We start from the raw sequence: 23,553 nt of genomic DNA, 5'->3' as shown, positions 1-23,553 counted from the left end.
TCCTTAGTCTCTACTTGCTATTATTAATGACATATATTCTCTTGAATTTATAATATCATCTCTATTTTCTAAAACTCTTTCTCCATCTCTACCAACTTTTTGAACACAAACATAGTCAAAACCTTTTTCTTCTAATAAATTTAAAACTTCCTCTTCTTTTTTATATACCTTCATTATTACAACATATTTTTCATCTTTAATATCAGAAATTCTTGCTGCTGGAAGTATTAGTAAAGGCTCATTTCCTATTACTAATGTTCTATTTACAAGACTTGCTGCTGCACAAAATGATGTTACTCCTGGTATAGTTACAACTTCTATTCCATTTTCTTCCATGTGTTTAAGCATATGTATGTATGTACTATAAACGTATGGATCTCCTATAGTTAAAAAACCTACAGTTTTTCCTGAATTTATTTCGTTTTCTATGTATTTATAAGCATCTTTTGCTTTTTCCACTCTATCTTTTTTTCCCATTGGAAAATGTTTAAGTATTACTTCTGTATCTTTACCTATATATTCTTTTGCTGTTTCATAAGCTACACTTTCACCACCTTCAACAGCCACTGGTGAAACTATTATATCACATTGTTTTATTGCATTTACTGCCTTTATAGTTAAAAGTTCTGAATCTCCTGGTCCTACACCTATTCCATATAACTTAGCCATTTATGTCTTCCTTTCTACACTCTACTATAAATATTGGATTATTTGCTATAAGCATTAAACTTTTACCTTTTGATTTACTTACTTGTAACATTGTTACATCTACTTTATAATTCAAGTTTTCTATAACTTTAATTGCATCATAAACATTTTTTAACGTTATAAAATTCATTACAAGTTTTCCAGAAGATTTAATTAATTTATTAGATAGTTTTAATATTTCTTCTAGTGATCCGCCACTACCTCCAACAAATATAGAATCAAACTTAATATTTTCATTTAAAAGTTTATTTAAATGTTCTACTGCATCTCCTTCTAAAAACTTTATATTATTACAATTAAACTTATTAAAATTTTTCTTACTTACATCGATAGCATCTTCATCTTTCTCAATTGAATATACAGTTCCCTTTGGGCAAAGCATTGAACACTGAACTGTAATTGAACCTGTTCCACTTCCTATATCTAATACATTAGAATCTTCTTTAATATCTAACTTACAAATAGAGTTTATTCTTATGTCCTCTTTTGTCATAGGACAATTTCCTCTTATAAACTCTTCATCTTTTATAAATTTCATTTCATCACTATCCTCTTTAAATATGCTCTATAATTATTACAGATAATTTATCATAATCTCCATTTTTTAAATCATTAGGATTACCTATAGTAATTTTTTCATCTTCATATGATAAATTTTCTCCAATATACACTTTTGAACAAACTTCATTTTCACTTAATAAATTGCATAATTTTTTTGGAGTATTTATAGTATCAGTTAACCAAACTGTTATTTTATTTTCTAATACTTTCTTTAAAAACTCATCTTCTCTTCCGTGTAAACTACTAAGATAAGCCTTGCTCCACATTATACCTACTTTACTTGCGAAGTATTGAAAAGAGCTTATTCCAGGTATAACTTCTATATTTTCATCTATATTTTTCTTTAAATAATCTGTTATTCCATAAAATAATGGATCTCCTGATGCTATAACTGATACTACTTTTTCTTTATTTTTATTTATTTCATTTATTATTTCCTTAATTGAACTTACACATATAAAATCTTTTTTTAAAAATTCTATTGATTTTAAAGCTCTAGAAAATCCTATAATTATATCACTTTCATTTAAAGTAGAAATAGCCTTTGGTAATATATAATCCTTATTTCCAGGACCTATTCCAACTATATAAACCATAAAATCCCCTCCCTATATAGAGCTCCATAAAACTTTAGGACTTAATGGATCATAATACATAATAGCTTCACACTTCATTTCATTATAAGTGTAAATTTCCATTCTCTTTTTTATTTTTTCTACTATATTTTTGTATAATTTATTGTATCCATCACCTAAAAATTTAACTGCGCCTTCTGATGTTTTTTGTTCTAAAACTTCTTTAACAAAATCTATATCATAACCTAATAATGCAAGCTCTAATCCTATTACTTCTAACCTTACATCGCTAACTCTACTATGAGTATTAAAACATCCATAAGCAATTTTACTAACTTTTCCTATATGACCAACTAAAATTACTTCTTTTATATTGAGATTTCTACAGCAGTCAAGTGCGTATCCTACGAAATTAGATATTATAACTATTTCACTTTGTTCATATCCAAGTTGTTTACAAAGTCTTTCACCCATATTTCCAAACGTTAATATAAGTCTTTCATTATTTACAGCCTTTTGATTTATTTCTAGATTTATAGATGCTTTTAAAGCATCTTCAGACATTGGATATACTATTCCTGTTGTTCCAAGTATAGATATTCCTCCAACTATACCAAGTCTAGGATTAAAAGTTTTTTTACTAACTTCTTCTCCTTTTGGTATAAAAATTGTTATTTCCACCCCTTTATCTTTAGGCTTAACTTTCATAACTTCTTTTTTTATACAGTTTCTTGGTACTTTATTTATTGCAGGTTCTCCTTTTGGTATAAAAAGGCCATCTAAAGTAACCTTTCCTACCCCTTCTCCACCTTTTAATTTATATCCATTATCAATAATTTTAGCTCTTGCCCAAATATCTAAACCACTTGTTACATCTATGTCATCTCCACCATCTTTAATAATAGAGCATTCCACATAATCACTACCAAATTTTATATCATTTATTTCTAAATTTAATTTTATTCCTTTTGGAGTATCTATCTCTATATTTGTAATTTCTTCTTTATTAAAAAGCATATAAGTAGCTGCCTTTGCAGCTGCTGATGCACAAGAACCCGTTGTATATCCACATCTTAGCTTTTTTCCATCTGGACCTTCAACATACAAATCAAGCATATTAATTACTCTCTTTCATAAAGCATATACATAATAGCATTAACTATTGCTGTTGCAACTGTACTTCCACCTTTTCTTCCGTTTACTCTTATAAAAGGTATATTTAAATCCTCAAGCCCAACTTTACTTTCAGCAGCACCAACAAAACCTACTGGAACTGCAATTATAAGTTTAGGATTAGCTTTTCCTTCTTCTATAAGTTCTCTTAATTTAAAAAGTGCTGTAGGTGCATTCCCAAATACAAATATATCAACATTTTCTATTGATGCTCTCTCAACTCCAGCCATAGATCTAGTTATTCCTTTTTCTTTTGCTTCTTTGTGAACTTCCTCTAAGTTAACATAACATTTAGCTTCAGAATTTAAACTATTTAATGCTCTTTTATTTATTCCAGATACAATCATATTAGTATCTGTGTAAAGTTTTGCTCCTTTTTTAAAAGCTTCTTTACCAGCTTCTATTGCACCTTCACTTATATCTAATAAATTTTTGTACTCAAAATCAGCCGTTGTATGAATAACTCTTTTAACTATAAGAAGTTCCTCATCAGAAAAGTTATGGTCTCCAAGTTCTTCTCCAATTATTTCAAAACTTCTTTTTTCGATTCCCATAGGATTTTTTATATAACTCATTAAATTTACCTTCTTTCAAAACAATATCTTTAGTAATTTTTATATCCTATAATTTCTTTTAAAAATTCTATATTTCCTAAAAAATTAACATGAGGATATCCTGCTATAGTATTATTTTTTTCATACCCACATGTCCACTCAACTTTTTTACCTAAAAAATTCTCTTTAGTAATTTTATAAACTTTTTCTTCATTTAAGTTAACTTTAGATTTATGGAACTCATGACAATTTATAGTTAAATTTTTATTATCCTTTAGTATAAGATTTGCATATCCAAATCTTTGTAATTTCCCAGTCATTTCACTATTACCATCAAAAAAACCTATCATATCATACCCATCAATATTTTTTGTTAAATACATAAGTCCACCACATTCAGCAAAACACCTCAATCCACTTTCTAAAGATTTTTTAATACTATCTCTCATAGACTTATTTTTAGAAAGTTTTTCTTTAAATACTTCAGGATATCCTCCACCTAAATACAAGAAATCTAAATTTTTTGGTATTTCTTTATCATGTAATGGACTAAAATATATTAAGTTACCTATTTTTTTTAATATTTCTATATTTTCTTCATAATAAAAGCTAAATGCTTCATCTAAAGCAATACCTATATTTATGTTTTTATATTCTATATTTAAATTTTTATTTTCACTTTCAATACTCTTAAATTCATTTAATAATGCATCTATATCAATATTTTTTTCTATAATACTACTACAATAATCTATTTTTTCTTTTAAGTTACTTACTTCAATACTTTGAACTAAGCCAAGATGTCTACTTTCTAAGGATAAATTCTCATCCTTTTCTATGTATCCAAACACCTTAATATTACAATTTTTCTCTATAGCAGCTTTTAAAAGCATATAATAACTTTTACTTATTGAATTTAATATAACTCCTACTACATTAGCCCCTTTAAAATTAATTATTCCATTAATCTCTGCACAAAGAGTTACACTTTGTGCTCCTGGGGTAATAACCAAAAGTATTGGCATATCTTCAAGAACCTTTGATACATGATAAGTTGAAGCAAATGTGTCTATTCCTTTTCCATCATAAAGACCCATAACACCTTCTATTATTCCTAAATCTCCAGAGCCTTTTGAGTAAGTATATTTAACACCATCTTCTCCAATCAAAAATAAATCTAAATTTCTAGATGGTTTTCCTGTAATAAATTTATGAAAAGCTCCATCAATATAATCAGGACCAACTTTATATCCTTGTACATCAAATCCCTTTTTCATTAGCAAATTCATAAGTCCTAATGTAAAAGTTGTTTTGCCACCACCACTTTTATTTGAAGAAATAATTAAAGATTTCATACTTTAATCTCCTATCCTTTAAGTTTCTTAGTTTCTCCGATACCTTTAAACTTATCTTCTATTGCATCATTAATATGTTCTATGTATATGTTTCTAAAGCTTTTTTCTTCTCCTAAACCTTTCATATGTATATCTACTTCTATACCTTTACTTTCTAATATAGTTTTCCATGAATCTTCTTCATCTGATGCCATATCATTTTTAACATGATCTCCTGCAACTACCATAAGAGGTGCAAGCTTTACTTTTCTTATATTGTTTCTTTCTAATCTACTTATAACTGTATCTATTGTTGGGTAACCTTCTACTGTACCAACAAAAGCTCTTTCATATCCTTCATCATAAAGCATTGATTGAAGTGCCCCATATACAGCATTTGAATAATGCATACTTCCATGACCAAATAAAACTACTGCTTCATCTTCTTTTGAATCTAATACATGCTTTATACTATCTATAAATATAGAATAGTCATTTGGTGCTTCTTCTTCTCCTTGATAAAAGAATATTGGTCTTCCAAATTTTAAAACTCTAAAATCATCTTTAAATTTTAATACATTTCCTTTTACATAATCATATTCTTCTCCAGGTATAATATGAAGTGGTTGTACTATTACTTCCTCATAACCTAATTCTTTTAATTTCTCAAGTATAAACTCTGGTTTATCAACTTGTATATTATGTACTCTTTTTAATTTATTAATTATCATATGAGAAGTAAAAGCTCTAAATATATCGTATTCATTAAAATTTTCTTTTATTTCTTTTTCTATTTTTTCAATTGAGTTTTCTAATGCATCTAAATAACTTGTACCAAAACTAACTACTAAAATTGCCTTTTTCATTTTTCACCTCTAAACTTATTTTTAAAAACAAAAGCACCTTTACCTCAAAGGATAAAAGTGCTAATAAATTGCAACATATAAGTAAAAAATTAAATATCATCTTAAATATTACTAAATATAACCTATATTCCTTCCCTCCGAAGAATAGATACTTATTTATAGGCAGGTTTCCTGACTTAAGGGTCACTCTTGTTTAATCCTTCCCGAAAAAATTCAGTGGTTATATTAAACTTGTCTCCTATTCACAGTAGCGGGGGCTGTAATGGTCTCACACCATTTTCCCTTTTAAAATATAACTTTATTTATATTCACCTATAAAATATTTATTTACTTTTCTCGTTCATTAATTATATATTAATTTTTAATAATATTCAACTTTCTTTACTACTTAATTTTAAATTATTCTTTTATATAAAATTTATATATAGTTTGCTTTTTATATTCATTATCTTTAAGAAGTATAGAGTCTTCTATAAAGGAATTATTTCTTCCAATTGGAGGACTTTGCGTTTCTATAGCTATCCCACTTCTAATATTTGCACACTTTCCATTTTCAATAACTCTATCATCTGGAAAGTTTAAAGAATATAAAACTACTGCCTTTTGATTTGTATAAACATCCATGCATCTTCCTGAAGTCTCATCCCAAAGCCTTACTTTAACATTATCTCCTTCGTGAAGTAGCCAAGGGTGATCATATCCTGAACCAATTTTTAATTGATAATTATTTTTTTCTATATCTCTCCCTATAGTTTTTGGTATTATAAAATCAAATGGAGAATAAGTTAAATCTATTAAATTTCCAGTTGGAACTTGTGTATTATCCAATTCTATTAAATAATCACTATCTACATATAAACAATGATTTAGTACAGTTTCTTTTTTATATCCAGATAAATTAAAATAACTATGATTAGTTAAGTTTAAAAGAGTATCTTCATCTGAAATTCCTCTATAATCAATCTTTAATGAACAATCTTCTGTTACTGTATATCTTACAATAACATCTAAATTACCAGGATATCCTTCTTCTTTGTTTTTACTTTTAAAAGAAAATTCCATATAACTTTCTTTTGGGCCAATATTTGTTTTTACATCCATTACTTTTTTATCAAAGCCCTTGTCCCCTCCATGACCTTGATGAATTCCATAATTTTTATTAAACTCTAAAACCTTATTATTAAATAGTACTTTTCCTTCACAAACTCTTCCAGAAGTTCTTCCAATTAGAGCACCAAAATAAGATGGATTATCTTTATAGTCATTAATATCTTTGTATTTCAGAACTACATTTTCTAACTTGCCATTTTTATCTTTCACCATAATATCTGTTATTATAGCTCCATAATTAAGAGCTGTTACAGAAAAACCTTTAGAATTCGTTATAGTATAACTTTTAATTTCATTTGAATCAAACTTTGCAATTACCTTTTTATCTAATTTCACCTTTTCACCCTCACAAAATAAAATTTATATTACATCCCATACATATTTATTAATTTTTCGTAATGAATAGTCCTCTTTTAAATTTAATTCTAGAAATTTATATAATTATCAAAAGCTAACATACCCTCCTTAAATAATTTTAATTTAAATATATTTTTAAATTATAGAAAATGTTTTCATAACTGTGATTTAATTTTAGTAAAATATTATCTTAGTGTCAATTACATATAAATGTTTTTTCACAAAACTTTTTTATTTAAATTAATTAAAATTTATTTATTATTTAAAGCAAATTTTGCCAAAAAGTAAATATATATATCAAAAGGACTTTTTCTTTTATGAAAAAGTCCTTTTAGTTAAAATCTAATCTCTACTTAACTAAATAGTATTACTTTTAAAATTAAATATTTTTATTTAAATCTATATATAAATTATTTTTATTCTGCACATGCTTCCATTCTCTTTTTATTTAATTCTTCATTTACTTCTAAAAGCTTATTTTTAGAAAGATTATATACAAAAATTAATATTAATGTTGTAAAAGCTAGTCCAACAAAATTTGCTCCACAAATTATATTTTTTATTCCAACACCTACTGCCTCAACTTGAGCAGAAGCGCCTGATTCATACCCTAAAAATCCTAAAGCAAATCCTCCAACACCACCAGCAATTGCTTGTGATAATTTTCTACATAATGAGTAAGAAGAATATACTATTCCCTCATTTCTTTCTCCACTTAAATATTCTTGATAGTCAATAACATCTGAAACTAATGCCCATATTAATGCATTTACAAGTCCTGTACCTAATCCAGCTATCATAGTTAATCCAATATATAAATAAGGATTAGTTATTGGCATAATAAATAATACTAAATAAACTAACATTGCTAAAATTGAACCACCAATTGTTGCCTCTTTTTTTCCGAACTTTCTCACTATTATTCCAACAAAAGGTAATATAGCAAATGTAGGTAATATAGTAGCTATTCCCCCTAAAGTAATAAGCCCTGCATTATGAAAATATTCTTTATATAAATATGCATTTAGTGAAGCTCCTGTGAACATAGCAGCAAGCATAGTAAATGATGCTAAAGTTACTCCTATAAACGCTCTATTTTTTATAAGTATTTTTATTGTGCTACCTACATTTACCTTTTTACTATCATTTGCTTTATAAACTATTCTTTCTGTTGTTAATCTAAACGTTATCATATAACTTATAGAAGATATTATTGCAAATATTACTGCACATTTAAAGAATCCTCCTGCTGTTACTACACCATCAGTAAATACTATTTTAGGAACTACTAACATTACTAATAAATTTGCTCCAATTGAACCAATATTTCTAAATGTTGAAAGTGCTGTTCTTTCATTTGGATCTGATGTCATAACTGAAGCTAAAGATCCATATGGTATATTAACAGCTGTGTATAACATACCGAAAGCAATATATGTTACATAAGCATATAAAACTTTCATATTATCTGGAACACCTGGAATAGCTGTAAATGCTAGAACTCCAACTAAACTCATAGGTATTCCAAACTTAACTACATAAGGTTTAAATTTTCCATGTTCTGTATGTTTGTTTTTATCAACAATAATTCCCATTATAGGATCGTTTATAGCATCCCATATTCTAGCAACTATAAACAAAGTACCTACGGCCGTTGCACTTATTCCTAATACATCTGTATAAAATAGCATTAAGTAACTACTAACAAACATAAAGAATGCTCCACACCCAAAATCTCCAAAAGCATATCCAATTTTATCCCCATTATTAAATTCTTTTGTTTTGTTTCCTTTTGCACTAATAATATCTAAAACGCTCATATGTTAACCCCTTCCAAAATACTTAACAGAATTTTTATAACAAATATTTTCTACTATTTCACCTAATATTTCTTCATCATAAGGATATTGTCCACTTTCAACTAATGCTCCAATGTAATTGCATAATATCCTTCTAAAATATTCATGTCTTGTATAAGACAAAAAGCTTCTTGAGTCTGTAACCATACCAACAAATTGACTAATAAGCCCAAGTTGTGATAATGCAGTCATTTGTCTTTCCATTCCATCCTTTTGGTCATTAAACCACCAACCTGATCCAAATTGTATTTTCCCACAAATATTTTGACCTTGAAAATTTCCAATCATAGTTCCTATAACTTCATTGTCCTTAGGATTTAAACAATACAAAATTGTCTTTGGTAGATTATCTTCTTTATCTAATTCATCCAATATTCTTGAAAGTGAATATGCTATTTCTCCGTCATCAATACTATCAAATCCCGCATCTGCTCCCACTTTATTGAACATTTTAGTATTATTGTTTCTTAAAGCTCCTATATGTAATTGCATTATCATATTTCTCTTTGAGTACATTTTTCCCAAAGAAATTAATAGTGCTATAGAATATATTGATGCTTCTTTTTCAGAAATTTCTTTACCATCTAATGCTTTTATAAATATCTCATTAACCTCTTCATATGAAAACTTCAAAAAGTTTATTCTCTCCAAACTATGATCTGTAATCATACAACCATTTTCATAAAAATAATCTAATCTAAATTCAAGTGCTTTTTCTAAATCATTAAAACATTTTATTTCTAAATTACTTACTTCTGATAATAATTTTATATATTCTATAAATCCTTCATTTTTAATCTTCATAGCCTTTTCAGGTCTAAATGTTGGTGCAACAATACATTTAAAACTACTATATTCTTTAATTTGCTTGTGAAACCTTAAATCATCTATAGGATCATCTGTAGTACCTATATACTCTACATTTGCCATTTCGATAAGCTTTCTTGCTGTTAATTTATTATCTTTTATTGACTTATTACATTTATCCCATATAACCTTTGCTGTTTTTTCACTTAAAATTTCTTCCACACCAAAGAATCTTTTAAGTTCTAAATGAGACCAATGATAAATTGGATTTCCAATTAAATATGGCATCATTTTAGCAAATTCATAAAATTTTTCATAATCACTAGCATCACCAGTTATATACTTTTCATCTATACCATAGCTTCTCATAGCCCTCCACTTATAGTGGTCATGGTATAGCCACATTTCAGTAATATTTTTAAACTCATGATCTGTGGCTATTTCCATTGGGACTAGGTGACAGTGATAATCAAACACTGGCACCTTTGAAGCATAATTATGATATAAAACTTTTGACACTTCATTTTCTAGTAAAAAGTCTTTATTCATAAATTTCTTCATATTAAAAAACTCCCCTTAAATTTTATTTTTCCCCTTTATTAATTGCTTCTATTAACCCATTAATATAAACTGCTCCTAAAGCTCTGTCATATAGTCCGTATCCTGGTCTTCCAGTTTCTCCCCAAATCATTCTTCCATGATCTGGTCTATATGGTCCATCAAAATCATAATCACAATATGCTTTCACAATTTTATAAAAATCTAAAGAACCTGATTCTGATAAATGAGAAACTTCATTAAAGCTGCTATCTCCAGTTATCTTAACATTTCTAAGATGGGCAAAATGTATTCTATTTCTTTCTTTACCAAAATAATTTATCATTTCAACAATATCATTTACCTTTGTACAGCCTAATGATCCTGTACATAAAGTTACTCCATGATATGGACTATCATATAAATCTATAAATCTCTTTAAATTTTCAAAATTTGTTATTATTCTTGGAAGACCAAATATTCCCCATGGTGGATCATCTGGATGTATAGCCATTTTCATTTTAACTTCATCAGCTACTTTCATTATTCTTTGGATAAAATAATTTAAATTTTCCCATAAAGCTTCTTCATCTATATTTTTATATTGATCTAATAACCCTTTAAGTCCACCTTCACCATAAGATGTATCCCAACCAGGTAATTCTAATTCACCTAAAGCAGGATCCATTTTCTTTACTTGTTCTTCATCATATATTAAACATGTTGAACCATCTTCTAATTCATAATTTAAATCAGATCTTGTCCAATCAAAAACTGGCATGAAATTATAGCATATTGTATCTATACCTGCCTCTGCTAAATTTCTAATAGTTTGTATATAATTATCTATATACTTATCTCTTGTAGGTAATCCAAGTTTTATATCTTCATGAACAGGTACACTCTCAATTACTGAAAGCTCTAATCCATGACTTTCAACTTCATTTTTCAATTCTAAAATTCTCTCTAATGGCCATACTTCACCAACTGGAATATCATAAATCGCTGTTACTATACCTTTCATTCCTGGTATTTGTTTTATGTATTCAATTTTTACAGGATCATCTTTGCCATACCACCTAAATGTCATTTTCACGATTTTATCACCTCTTACCCTTTAATTTTTTTAAATTTTGAAATAAACTCTTTTGCTGTGTTTTCTATATCATTAAGAGATCCTTTAATTAATGAACTACCAACTCCAACACAAGCAACCCCATTCTCAAACCATTCTTCAATATTATCTACTGATACTCCACCAGTTGGCATTACTTCAACATTTGGAATAGGTGCTTTTATTGCCTTTACAAATTTTGCACCAAATAAATCTCCTGGGAATAACTTAATCATTTTATTTCCAGCATCCATAGCTTTCATTATTTCTGCAACAGTCATACAACCTGGTAAATATAAAACATTCATTGCTTTACAAACTGTATTTATTTCTTCGCTATAACCTGGACTTACAACATATTTTGCACCTGCTTCAATTGCATCAGAAGCCATTTTTCCATTTAAAACACTACCAACTCCAATTAAAGCTTGTTCATTTGAACTATATTCCCTTATAAGTTCAACTACATTAGGTATAGTGTAAGTAAGCTCTAATGATTTGATTCCACCTTTTAAACAAGCTTCCATATATCCTTTTGCTTGTTCATGGCTTTCTCCTCTAATTACTGCTACGATACCATTAGCTTTTAATTCATCTAAAATCATTCACATTCCTCCTAAACCCCTGAGTAAGCTGAAAATGCTCCATCAACTGGAATAACAACTCCATTTACAAAGCTTGATGCTTCTTCAGATACTAAGTACAATAATGTTCCTATTAACTCATCAGCTTCACCAAATCTTTTCATTGGTGTACTATTAAGTATTTTTTCTGTTCTCGCAGTTGGTGTTCCATCTTCATTAAATAATAATTTTCTATTTTGATCTGTTACAAAAAATCCTGGTGCTATTGCATTTACTCTAACACCAACCTTTGACATATGAACTGCAAGCCATTGAGTAAAATTACTTACTGCTGCCTTTGCACCTGAATATGCAGGTATTTTTGTAAGAGGTGTAAATGCGTTCATTGATGATATGTTAATTATTGTTGCACCTTTTTTATTTATCATATCTTTACTAAACTCTTGTGATGGAAGTAAAGTTCCTAAGAAATTTAAGTTAAATACAAATTCTACTCCTTTAGGATCTAAATCAAAAAATGTTGTTAAACTCTCATTTTCTATATCCTCTGCATCTAAGTACTCCTTAGTAGTAGTTCCCTTTGGGTGATTTCCACCAGCACCATTTATTAAGATATCAACTGTTCCAAATTCATTAAGTATTATTTCATGAGCTTTCTTTAAGCTTTCTTTATCTAAAACATTAGCTTCAATTCCTATTGCAATTCCGCCTTTTTCATTTATCTCTTTTGCCTTGTTATCGCAAGCTTCTTGACCTAACGCTAATATTGCAACTTTAGCTCCACATTCTGCTAAAGCATCAGCCATAGCCCCACAAAGAATTCCTGTTCCACCTGTAACAACACAAACTTTATCTTTTAATTCAATATTAAATGGTAATTTCATTCTTATTCCTCCCCACATCTGTTATACTTGTATACTAGCATATTAATATATGAATTTCAATAGTTTTTTGTATACATTTTCATAAATATTATAATTTTTTTTAATAAAGTTTATATAATATTAATAAGTAACTAAATTGAATACTATTATCTATTTACAATAAATCATTTAACATTGTAATCTAAGCTATTTAAAATACATTTTTATTTATATAAAATAAAAGCACTTAAAATTATTTTTTAATCAATAATTTTAAGTGCTAAATAATTTATTTTTTATTTTTTATATAACATGCTACATCACTATTTTCTTCTATTAACTTTTCCCACTCCTTAATTGGAGACTTTATATGATTAAATACAAATTCCTCAATTACGTCCTTATTTTTATTTTTTATAATATCTAAATACATCATATGCTGATCAATTAAAAACCCTTTATCAACTTTCATTTCTGCTAATAATCTCATTCTATTATAATGGGTGCTTATATTACTTATAGATTCCCATATATTATTTTTTGATACTCCTTTAAAAAGTAATCTATGAAATTCATTATCCAAATTATGAAATTCAAGTAAATTATCAGCCCTATTTTTAGTTATCTTTTGAGCAAATAAACATTTCTCTAATTCTATTAGAACATCTTCTGAAAAATTATCACAAGCTTCCATTAATACTTCTTTTTCCAAATTATATCTCATAAAAACTGCTTCCTCTATTATTTTCCAGTCTATTAATGATACATATGTTCCAGCTTGAGGCTTAACTTCAATTAATTTTTCTCCTTTTAATTTTATTAAAACTTCTCTTATAGGCGTTCTTGAAACATTTAATTTTTTTGCTAAATCTGATTCACTTATTAATTCTTCTGGCTTTAATTCTAAACACATTATATTATCTTTTAATACTCTATATACATACTCCTTCCCCGTCTCTTTATCTAACTTTTTATAAATAATCAATTATAATACCCCCTATTATAGTATCTAAATTATTCAATACTATCTCCAGTATACTAGTATGATAGCTATTATACCATAAAAACTTAGATATACATAATATTCATACGTTCAGAATATTTGAAAATTTTATATATTTTAAGGCAAATTTTTAATTATATAAATTATAAAAAGGACTTTTTTTATTAAAAGTCCTTTTTATATTATTTAAAATTATTTTTTATATCCAAACTCTGGAATATTTATCCATCTCTCACGTAATGAATGGGCTATCATTTTAGGTCTTCTTTCCCTTGTAAATATACCTTTTTTATTTCCTTGAACTCTTATAATCCCCTGACTTGTAGCAAAGTCAGCAAAATTCCATACTTGTTCCCCAACAAAGTTTTTGCATTTATCTACTACTTCATGGTTTGCCTTATAGTATTCTACTTGATATTCTTCAGTAAACATAACTGGAAGTGTATCATGCATCCCAGCAACAGTATCAGCTCCATATTCAGTGAACATAATAGGTTTATTTGGGCATCTTTTTTCCCAACCATTTAGTTCTTCTTGAAGCATTCTCTTAGCTTCTTCTAAATCTCCACCTGCAACATACCATCCATAGTATCTATTAAGACATAATACATCTACAATATCTCCAACTTTACATCTATCTGGAGTAGACATTAAATATGTTACCACTGTAACAGGTCTCTTTTGTGGATCTAGTTCCTTTGTTAATTTAATTAATGGTTCAAAATATTCCTTTGCACCTTCTGAATCTGAATCTGGCTCATTTGCTACAGACCACATTACTACAGATGGATGATTTTTATCTCTTTTAACTAGTTCTTTTAATATTTGTTCATGTGCTTCTTTAGTTCCTATTTCTTTCCATGTATCTCTTTTAACACTTTCACCAAATAATCCTGTAGCCATAAAGTTTAAATGTAATCCAACTGCTGGAGTTTCATCTATTACAACTATTCCTTCTCTATCTGCAAGTCTCATTATTTCTTCTGAATATGGATAATGTGAAGTTCTAAATGAATTTGCACCAATCCACTTCATTAAATTAAAGTCTTTTACATTAATAGCTTCATTAAATCCTCTTCCATTAACATGTGAATCTTCATGTTTACCAAATCCTTTAAAATAGAAAGGCTTATTATTTATTAAAAACTTACCCTCTTTAACTTCTACTGTTCTTACTCCAAACTCTTCTGAATATGTGTCAATTAAAATATTATCCTTAACTAAATCAACTTTTAATTTATATAAATAAGCATTCATTGGTTCCCATAATTTAACGTCTTTTATAACAACTTGTCCATTTTTCCCTTTAGAAGTTGCTACTATATTATTATCTTCATCAATTATTGATACGTTAATATCTGCTTCTCCAATAAAATTAACATCATAGTCTACATAACCATTTGTATCTTCAAATTTAGTTACAATAGTTAAATCATCAACATAAGTTTTTGGTGTTGTATAAATTTTAACTGGTCTATGAATTCCTGCGTAATTGAAAAAGTCAAAATTAACAAGATTTTTCATAACCTTTTTACCGTTAACTTCAGTTTCTTTTAACATTCCAACTGGTAGTGTAGTTTCATCAATTATATTGTTTACAGCAACAGTTAATCTATTTTCACCAGAAACTAATAGTTCATTTATTTCAGCTTCAAAAGGAGTAAAACCACCTTTGTGTTCAACTAAAAATTTACCATTTAAATATACTTTTGCTTCATGTGTTGCTGAACCAAATCTTAATACTATTCTTTCATCTAATAAGCTTTTATTAAGAGTAAAGCTTCTTTCGTACCAAACCCAACCAACGTGATCTCTTACTTCTTCAGCTTCAACTAAATCATTATATGATGATGGTACTGCCATTTTTATTGTATCTTTTAAGTTTGATTCATACCATTTTTCAGTAAATCCATTTCCCTTATCTAATTTAAAATTCCATATACCATTTAAGTCTATAACACTTCTTGATTCTGTCATTATTGGATATAACATAATAAAAAACCTCCCAAATTTTCTTTATTTATATAATTTATTTATTATAATCTAGTTTCCCATCTTCCGCAGAATACAGTATCATTATATTCTCCTTCAAATTCTTCTTCACCTTTTATTTTCTTTATAGTTTCTTTTAATACAGTTCTTGTTGAACCATATGCATTTATAAATGTTTTCATCATAGGTAAATCAAACAAATTAGTAGTTTGATTTAATGATACACATATTGTTGGAAGTTCCCTAACATACCAAGGTATTTCATTACCATGTCCTATTGACCACTGAACTCTAACAACATTTTCTTGACAATATCCTTTCATATTTACAAACATAATAACTGCATCATAATTACTTTTCATTTCTTTTACACTTTCGCTAAACATTGAATTCATTATATCTTTGATATTATGACCATTCTTAGCTGATAAATCATGATAAGATTCATGCATATCAACATTAAATCCAGCTTCTTCAAGTTCTTCTTTTATAGCTTCTCTTGTAGAATTATTTCCCATAATCATATCAAGTGGTTGAGGATTAGTTATATAATAAACTTTTAATCTTTTATGAGTTTCTGGTTTTAAAGGAAGATTATTCTCTGTATCTTTAACTAAAGTTACACTTCTTTTTGCTGCATCAACAGCTAAATTTTTATGTTCTTCACAACCTAATAAATTTAAATCTTCCTTAGGAGGCATCATTTCTCCTCTTTCTTTTTCTTTGTGTAATCCTATTGATGCTTTTAATCCTAAAATTCTCTTTAAAGCATTTTCAAGTCTTTCCTCTGTAATTATTCCTTCTTTATATCCATTCATCATATATTCAAAATCTTCTTCTGGATGATGGAAGAATAAAAACATATCACACCCTGCAGCAATAGCTCTTGGAACTTGCTCTTTTCTTGGCATAGCACTTGTTAAACCTAGCATATGAGATGCATCAGTTACTATTAGCCCATTAAATCCTAATTGATCTCTTAATAAATTTTGTAATATTTCTGGTGATAGTGTTGCTGGTTTTATTTCAGCATCAGTAATTTCTGGAATAAACTTTCTTGAATATGAAGGTAAAGCTATATGTCCTATCATTATACTTTTAAGACCATCTTCTATTAATCCTTTATAAACCTTTCCAAAACTATTATCCCATTCCTCACAACTTTGATCATTTACTCCCATAAGTAAATGCTGATCTCTTTCTTCTACTCCATCTCCTGGAAAATGCTTAGTACAAGCTATCATTTTACTTTCTTCAAGTCCTTTTATATACGCTCTTGAATATTCTAATACCATATCTGGATCATTTCCATAAGATCTAGTATTTATTATTGTATTTCTCCAATTTAAAAATATATCTGATACTGGCCCAAACGCCCAGTTACATCCTACTGCTGCAGATTCTCTACCTGAAACATATCCTACATTATAAGCTACTTGATTGTCTTTAACAGCTCCAGCGGCTGCTTGAGTTGCTATATAAGTCCCTCCTTGAGCTGCCCCATCTCCACCTGATTCGCAATTACAAGCTACTAATAAAGGTAATTTAGATGCTTCTTTATATTTCTTTATTTGCTCATATACATCAGAAGCTTTTCCCCCCATATATCTTGCAGCACCAGGTTGATATTTCTTTATTGTTTCTACAGCTGATTTGCCTCCATCTAGAGTTTTATCCATTATTACAAATAATTGACCTATTTTCTCTTCTATTGTCATATTACTTATAGTATCTTCTACCCACTTTATATCTTCATCTGATAAATAAAATGGTTTTCCTTTTAAATCTACTTCTCTCATATGTTATTCCCCTTCTTTAATTTATCTTTTTATATTACATATCCCACTATCCATTAATGATTCTACTGTATACTCATCAACAAGATTTATATCGCCTAATATTGAATGTTTTAATGAACTAGAACATATTCCAAATTCAATAATTCTTTCCTCTTTCATCTCTTTTAAAATCCCATGTAAAACACCTGCTGTAAATGCATCACCTCCACCAACTCTATCTAAAATATCAAAGGTATATTCATTAGACTTAAAAAGCTTCTTCCCATTAAATAAATATCCTTTTAATGTATTATTATTTATTGAATTTACTTTTCTTCTAGTACATGCAGTATATTTTAAATTTGGATATTTTTTAAATAATTCTTTATAAAGCTCTTCTAAATTTTCTTCAAATTCTAAATTTTTATCTTCAAATTTTAATATATTAATCATATCTAGATGACCTAAAAAAGCAAAATCAATATATGGTAATATCTCTTTTAAAAAATTTCCCGCTTCTTCAATAGACCATAATTTATTTCTATAGTTAGAATCATAGGATACTAGTATACCCTTTTCCTTACAAGCTTTAATAAAATCAATTAAAAATTCATATAATTCATTACTTAAAGCTGGAGTTATACCAGATAAATGAACAATTCCTACATTTTCTAACATTTTATTTATATTAAACTCATCCTTAGAAGCCATAGATATTGCTGAATACTTTCTATCATATATAACTTCTGTACTCCTTAATCCATGTCCTATTTCTGAATAATATATACCTAATCTACCTTCACCTAAAATAATATCTTGAATGTCAACATTATATCCTCTAAATTTATTTATAACCTTTTGTCCTAAATAATTATTAGGAAGCTTTGTTACAAACTTAGTATTGTGTCCAAACATAGCAAGACTAGCTATTACATTAGCTTCTCCTCCTGAATAAACTGCATCAAAAGAATTTGCTTGGATTATCTTTTGATTATTTGGAGGTGTAAGTCTTAGCATTATTTCACCAAAACCTAAAACTTTTTTATCCTTTAAAGATAACTTCATCATATTTCCTCCCACCAAACTTTATTAAAGTTTTGTATTCCTTATTTCACAAAATATATTATCTCTTTAATTGTTTTAACAAAATTTTATATATTACTTTTTAACTTGCTATTTATAGTTTTATAAATAATTATCCAAATTTTTCTTTATAAAATATACTTTAAATTATTCTTAAATACATTTATAAACATTTAACATAAATATTTTAAAAATAATATTTTTTTATTTTGTCTATAATTTTTATTTATCCTTTGATAAATTTCTTTCAAATTCTAAAATAACAGTTTCTTCATATTTACCCTTATATGTATTTTTAATAAATTTATCTATTACTTCATCATGAAACCTTTTCCATGACTCTTTTTCTTTTTTAACTAATATTGGGTAATATAATACTTCATTTAATTTAGCTGCATCATAATCACCTAATGCATCTCCAACCATTAGAATATTATCTCTTCTATAGCCCTTTTCAATAAGCTTACTTATGCAATAAGCTTTAGACCCAATATTTTGAGTTAATACTATATCAACATTTTCTAAAAGATTATGTTTTTTCCATTCATCTAAGACAGCTTGTTCATTTGCAGAAGATACTATTGCTATATCAGCAAATTTTTTAGCTTCCTTGATTCCTTCAGCAACTCCTTTAAATGGAATTTTTTCATCATCACTTAATAAATTAATTGCTTCATTAACATTTTTAGACCAATCTAAAGCTTTCTTTAAACAAATATTATAATTTTCTCTTATTTCAGCTTCTAAAGCTTCATTAGAAAGCTCTTTTGTTTCATTAGTCCATTTTACAAAATCATCAATACCGTCTATATTTTTATATTTTTCATTAACTTCAGTAAGTGCTAAAGCCAAACCTTTAAATCTATTTATTCCTCTAGTTATTGTATAAAGATTAACCTCATTCCATCTATTTAATATTGGAATTTCCCACTCTTGAAGATTCCATTCTGTTATCATACATGGTCCAAAACATTTAATATGTTTAATATCCATTGTATCTATTGCACATCCATCAGAATCTATACAAATAAGAAAATCTTTATTTTTAACAAACCCTTCTAAAACATTTCCCACACCTTCACCTACTTTTATATTTTTTAATAATTATGTCTTTTGAATTAAAATATATAACTAATATACTTGTATACTAGCATATTAATATAAACATTTCAACTATTTTTTGAATACCTTTTCAAAAAATATGTATTTTATTTATTAATTAATCTCCAATTTTAATCTTTTTATAAAAATATGTAATTTAAAAGGCATAAGTTTTAAACTTATGCCTTTTAAATAATTACTTTATTTAACTGTTTTATATACTTTAACCATTATATTACTTAATATTAATAATTTATAATTTCTTTAACTTCTTCTTTCGTTAAACTTCTGTATTTACCATACCCTATTCCATCTATAGTTATATTCATTATTCTTATACGTTCTAATTTTAAAACTTTATATCCAAAAGCTAAACACATTCTTCTAATTTGTCTATTAAGACCTTGAGTTAATATAATATTAAAAGAATTACTATTTATTTTTTTAATTTTACAAGGTCTTGTTATAGTGTTTAATATCTCTACACCACTTTCCATTTTCATAATAAACTCATTATCTATTTCTTTATCTACAGTAACTATATATTCTTTTTCATGATTATTATCAGATTCTAAAATCTTATTTGAAAACTCTCCGTCATTAGTTAGTATTATTAACCCTTGAGATTCTTTATCTAATCTACCAACTGCAAATATATAATCTTCATAATTTACAAAATTTATTATATTATTTGAAACATCTAAAGAAGCTGTGCATGTTATTCCAACTGGCTTATTTAATGCTATATATATCTTTTCTTTTTTCTCGATTTTTTTACCATCTAAGCATATAAAATCAGTTTCTTCAACCCACTGACCCTTTTCAGCTAATTTGCCATTTACTAAAACTCTTTTTTCTTCAATCAGCTTATTAGTTTCTTTTCTTGAACATATACCATAGTTACTAAAAAGTTTATTTATTCTCATTTATTATATCCTTTCAATTTAACAATCTAGACCAGCTAAATACCCTGTTGAATATGCTATTTGTAAATTATAACCTCCAGTTTCAGCATCTATATCAATAACTTCTCCAGCAAAAAATAAATTTTTTATTATTTTTGATTCTAATGTAGATGAATTTATCTCCTTTACACTAACTCCTCCACTAGTTACCATAGCAGCTTTTATAGTTAATGTTTCTATTACCGTAAGATTCATTTCTTTTAAACTATTTATTAATTTATTTTCATCTTCTTTTTTAAGCTCTGAAGCTTTAATATCTGTTAAACTTAAATTTTCTAATATTTCTTTAATAAATTTTTGAGGTAATAAACCCTTTAAATTATTAAATATTGTTTTATTATTATTTTCTCTAATTATTTTAGATAATTCTTCTTTTGTTTTGCCCTTAAGAAAATCTAATGTTATTAAAACTTCTTCATTTTCTAATATTTTATTTATGTAAGATGATAACTTTAAAACACCAGGACCTGATATACCAAAATGAGTAAATATCATATCTCCTTCTATTTCTATTTTTTTCTTTTTTATCTTAGTTTTTAAAACTACATCTTTTAAAGAAATTCCTTGTAGATTTTTTACAAATCCCTCTTTTATTACCAATGGTATTAATGCCGGATAAAATGGTTTTATATCATGTCCATACTTCTTTAAAATATCAAACATACTTCCATCAGAACCCGTTACTGGATAACTTTTTCCACCTGTAGTAACTATAACTTTATCCCCATAAATCTTTCTATTGTCTTCAAGTATAACTCCTTTAACTTCACTATCTTCAATTATAAGATCTATAACCTTAGAATTATATATTAAATTAACACTATTCTTTTTCAAATCTTCTTTAAATACATTTATAACATCTTCTGCTTTATCATTTTTTGTATAAACTTTATTATCATTATCATATTCAATTTTATATTCTAAATTATGTTTTTTAAAATATTCTAAAATATCTAAATTAGAAAAAGTATAAAAAGCACTATATAAAAACTTTTTATTTGTAACAATTTTATCAAAAAATTCTTCTATATCTCTATTATTTGTTATATTGCATCTACCACCACCTGTAAGTTTTAACTTTTTACCTATTTCATTATTTCTTTCAAGTAAAGTTACTTTATTTCCTGACTTTGCTGAACTTAAAGCTGCCATTATACCCGATGGTCCAGCACCAACAACTATTACATTTTTCATAAAATTAATCTCCAATCTATAAATCAAATTCCATTTATTTTTAGTAAAATATATAATATTATACTATATAATTATTATCTAAATAAACAATAAAGAGTATTTTACTATGATATAAAATTTTAATATTTTATATTATAATATTTTCAAAGTTTTTAATAATAAAAAAGATACAGTAAATTACTGTATCTTTTTTATTATTAGCATCTTATTACTTCAATCATATATCCATCTGGATCTTTTACAAAAAAATACTTAGGTGCTTCTCCTGGTAATCCCTTTAAATCTGTAACTTCATATCCTAATTTTATATGTTTGTCTCTCATACCTTCTAAATCTTTAGTACCAATTGCTATGTGACTAAATCCATTTCCAAGTTCATAAGGCTTTTCAGGATTATAATTGTAAGTTAACTCTATTTCATATCCATCTTTTTCATTTGATAAATATACTAAAGTAAACTTATGCTCTTTAAAATCTTTTCTTCTAGTTTCTATAAGCCCTAAAGCTTCCTTGTAAAACTTTAAAGACTTTTCTAAATCCATTACTCTTATACATGTGTGTAACATTTTAACTCCCATATTACTCTCCTCTTTTTTAAATTATTTATACCAAAATTTATACAATACTATTATTACACATTACATTAAAATTTTAAATCCTATAATAATTAATATTATTCCGCCTAATAATTCAGCATATTTACTAAATATACCTCCAAGTTTTTTGCCAAGTATAACACCAAATAAGCATATTATAAATGTAACTAAAGCTATTATTGATATAGCAACTAATATATTAACTTTTAAAAACGCAAAACTAACTCCAACTGCTAATGCGTCAATACTCGTAGCAATTGCAAGTAATATTATACTTTTAGTTGATAGCTCATCATTACTTACATTTTTTATTTGCTCTTTATAATTAGTATTTATTTCATAAGCTAATTCTTCTTCAACATTTTTTAATTCTCTATCTCTTAAGCCTTTTATAAACTCATAAATCATTTTTCCTCCTATAAATAATAGAAGTATAAAAGCTATAAGTGTACCAAATCTCCCCATATATTCAGTGAAATATCTTCCACCAATCCATCCTAAAAAGGGCATAATACCTTGAAAAATTCCAAAATATAATCCTATTTGTATAGCTTTTTTCTTTAAATTTTTCCTTATTGTCATTCCTTTTGCTAAAGATACAGCAAATGCATCCATAGCCAATCCTATACCTGTAAAAATAATAGAAAAAATACTCATTACAAAACTCTCCTCTTATATAAATTACAAAAAAATGAGACTTATGAACAGCAAAAGCTATACGCAAGTCTCGTTATTTAATATTAAGTAATAGAAAACCTATTTACCTAATAACTCATCCTAATTTGTTTAAATATTCTCTTAACACACAAATTAAATACTTAAATATGATATCAAATACA

General features: G+C 26.9%; 22 protein-coding genes and 1 riboswitch. All 22 genes read right to left on the bottom strand.

The genetic code is table 11. The features are described from left to right. Window positions 1-3 precede the first annotated feature (3 nt). Window positions 4-669 carry a cobalt-factor II C(20)-methyltransferase gene (locus AC4FQW_RS01180; RefSeq protein WP_491146833.1) on the bottom strand — a complete coding sequence of 222 codons (666 nt, stop codon included), beginning with the start codon at window positions 667-669 and terminating at the stop codon, window positions 4-6. Continuing rightward, window positions 662-1,246 carry a precorrin-6Y C5,15-methyltransferase (decarboxylating) subunit CbiT gene (cbiT, locus tag AC4FQW_RS01175; RefSeq protein ID WP_491146832.1) on the bottom strand — a complete coding sequence of 195 codons (585 nt, stop codon included), beginning with the start codon at window positions 1,244-1,246 and terminating at the stop codon, window positions 662-664. Before cbiT ends, AC4FQW_RS01180 begins: the two co-directional genes overlap by 8 nt. 16 nt (window positions 1,247-1,262) lie before the next feature. Then, complete coding sequence (gene cbiE, locus AC4FQW_RS01170) at window positions 1,263-1,865, bottom strand: precorrin-6y C5,15-methyltransferase (decarboxylating) subunit CbiE (RefSeq protein ID WP_303127586.1); 603 nt, start codon at window positions 1,863-1,865, stop codon at window positions 1,263-1,265. 12 nt (window positions 1,866-1,877) lie between these two features. Further along, window positions 1,878-2,960, bottom strand: coding sequence for a cobalt-precorrin-5B (C(1))-methyltransferase CbiD (gene cbiD / locus AC4FQW_RS01165; protein ID WP_491146831.1), 1,083 nt, complete (start codon window positions 2,958-2,960; stop codon window positions 1,878-1,880). 5 nt (window positions 2,961-2,965) lie between these two features. Further along, a complete protein-coding gene (locus tag AC4FQW_RS01160) occupies window positions 2,966-3,592 on the bottom strand; it encodes a precorrin-8X methylmutase (protein ID WP_303127591.1) in 627 nt (208 codons plus the stop codon). A 29-nt stretch (window positions 3,593-3,621) separates the two neighbouring features. Beyond that, window positions 3,622-4,926, bottom strand: coding sequence for a cobyrinic acid a,c-diamide synthase CobB (locus AC4FQW_RS01155; protein ID WP_491146830.1), 1,305 nt, complete (start codon window positions 4,924-4,926; stop codon window positions 3,622-3,624). 11 nt (window positions 4,927-4,937) lie between these two features. Continuing rightward, the gene (locus AC4FQW_RS01150; RefSeq protein ID WP_491146829.1) at window positions 4,938-5,771 is read right to left on the bottom strand and encodes a sirohydrochlorin cobaltochelatase; all 834 of its coding nucleotides are present in this window, start codon (window positions 5,769-5,771) and stop codon (window positions 4,938-4,940) included. Window positions 5,772-5,915: 144 nt separating this feature from the next. Beyond that, window positions 5,916-6,102, bottom strand: a riboswitch (cobalamin riboswitch). Window positions 6,103-6,170: 68 nt separating this feature from the next. Continuing rightward, window positions 6,171-7,217, bottom strand: a complete 1,047-nt coding sequence (locus tag AC4FQW_RS01145; protein ID WP_303127603.1) for an aldose epimerase family protein — start codon at window positions 7,215-7,217, stop codon at window positions 6,171-6,173. A 437-nt stretch (window positions 7,218-7,654) separates the two neighbouring features. Beyond that, a complete protein-coding gene (locus AC4FQW_RS01140) occupies window positions 7,655-9,058 on the bottom strand; it encodes a glycoside-pentoside-hexuronide (GPH):cation symporter (RefSeq protein WP_491146828.1) in 1,404 nt (467 codons plus the stop codon). A 3-nt stretch (window positions 9,059-9,061) separates the two neighbouring features. Then, entirely contained in the window at window positions 9,062-10,465 is a 1,404-nt protein-coding gene (gene uxaC, locus AC4FQW_RS01135; protein WP_491146827.1) for a glucuronate isomerase, read from the bottom strand. Between the two features lie 22 nt (window positions 10,466-10,487). Beyond that, complete coding sequence (gene uxuA / locus AC4FQW_RS01130) at window positions 10,488-11,537, bottom strand: mannonate dehydratase (protein ID WP_303127609.1); 1,050 nt, start codon at window positions 11,535-11,537, stop codon at window positions 10,488-10,490. A gap of 14 nt (window positions 11,538-11,551) precedes the next feature. Next, complete coding sequence (gene eda, locus AC4FQW_RS01125) at window positions 11,552-12,160, bottom strand: bifunctional 4-hydroxy-2-oxoglutarate aldolase/2-dehydro-3-deoxy-phosphogluconate aldolase (protein WP_303127612.1); 609 nt, start codon at window positions 12,158-12,160, stop codon at window positions 11,552-11,554. 11 nt (window positions 12,161-12,171) lie between these two features. Further along, complete coding sequence (locus AC4FQW_RS01120) at window positions 12,172-13,023, bottom strand: SDR family oxidoreductase (RefSeq protein WP_303127614.1); 852 nt, start codon at window positions 13,021-13,023, stop codon at window positions 12,172-12,174. Window positions 13,024-13,291: 268 nt separating this feature from the next. Continuing rightward, the gene (locus tag AC4FQW_RS01115; RefSeq protein ID WP_303127616.1) at window positions 13,292-13,987 is read right to left on the bottom strand and encodes a GntR family transcriptional regulator; all 696 of its coding nucleotides are present in this window, start codon (window positions 13,985-13,987) and stop codon (window positions 13,292-13,294) included. A 210-nt stretch (window positions 13,988-14,197) separates the two neighbouring features. Continuing rightward, window positions 14,198-15,997: a beta-glucuronidase gene (uidA, locus tag AC4FQW_RS01110; RefSeq protein ID WP_491146826.1), complete on the bottom strand. Its 1,800-nt coding sequence runs from the start codon at window positions 15,995-15,997 to the stop codon at window positions 14,198-14,200. Between the two features lie 44 nt (window positions 15,998-16,041). After that, a complete protein-coding gene (locus AC4FQW_RS01105; protein WP_491146825.1) occupies window positions 16,042-17,796 on the bottom strand; it encodes a glycoside hydrolase family 3 protein in 1,755 nt (584 codons plus the stop codon). A 21-nt stretch (window positions 17,797-17,817) separates the two neighbouring features. Beyond that, window positions 17,818-18,840: a PfkB family carbohydrate kinase gene (locus AC4FQW_RS01100; RefSeq protein ID WP_491146824.1), complete on the bottom strand. Its 1,023-nt coding sequence runs from the start codon at window positions 18,838-18,840 to the stop codon at window positions 17,818-17,820. Between the two features lie 240 nt (window positions 18,841-19,080). Next, the gene (locus AC4FQW_RS01095; RefSeq protein WP_491146823.1) at window positions 19,081-19,932 is read right to left on the bottom strand and encodes an HAD family hydrolase; all 852 of its coding nucleotides are present in this window, start codon (window positions 19,930-19,932) and stop codon (window positions 19,081-19,083) included. A gap of 272 nt (window positions 19,933-20,204) precedes the next feature. Continuing rightward, the gene (locus AC4FQW_RS01090; protein WP_303127628.1) at window positions 20,205-20,885 is read right to left on the bottom strand and encodes a pseudouridine synthase; all 681 of its coding nucleotides are present in this window, start codon (window positions 20,883-20,885) and stop codon (window positions 20,205-20,207) included. An 18-nt stretch (window positions 20,886-20,903) separates the two neighbouring features. Beyond that, window positions 20,904-22,118, bottom strand: coding sequence for a BaiN/RdsA family NAD(P)/FAD-dependent oxidoreductase (locus tag AC4FQW_RS01085; RefSeq protein WP_491146822.1), 1,215 nt, complete (start codon window positions 22,116-22,118; stop codon window positions 20,904-20,906). 197 nt (window positions 22,119-22,315) lie between these two features. Continuing rightward, entirely contained in the window at window positions 22,316-22,696 is a 381-nt protein-coding gene (gloA, locus tag AC4FQW_RS01080) for a lactoylglutathione lyase (protein WP_303127633.1), read from the bottom strand. Between the two features lie 60 nt (window positions 22,697-22,756). Further along, window positions 22,757-23,371, bottom strand: coding sequence for a manganese efflux pump MntP (locus tag AC4FQW_RS01075; RefSeq protein WP_303127635.1), 615 nt, complete (start codon window positions 23,369-23,371; stop codon window positions 22,757-22,759). Window positions 23,372-23,553 lie beyond the last annotated feature (182 nt).

The organism is Clostridium sp. TJA085 (assembly GCF_058310235.1).
The sequence above is the reverse complement of the archived record's forward strand: the minus strand, read 5'-3'. Positions and strand labels throughout refer to the sequence as shown.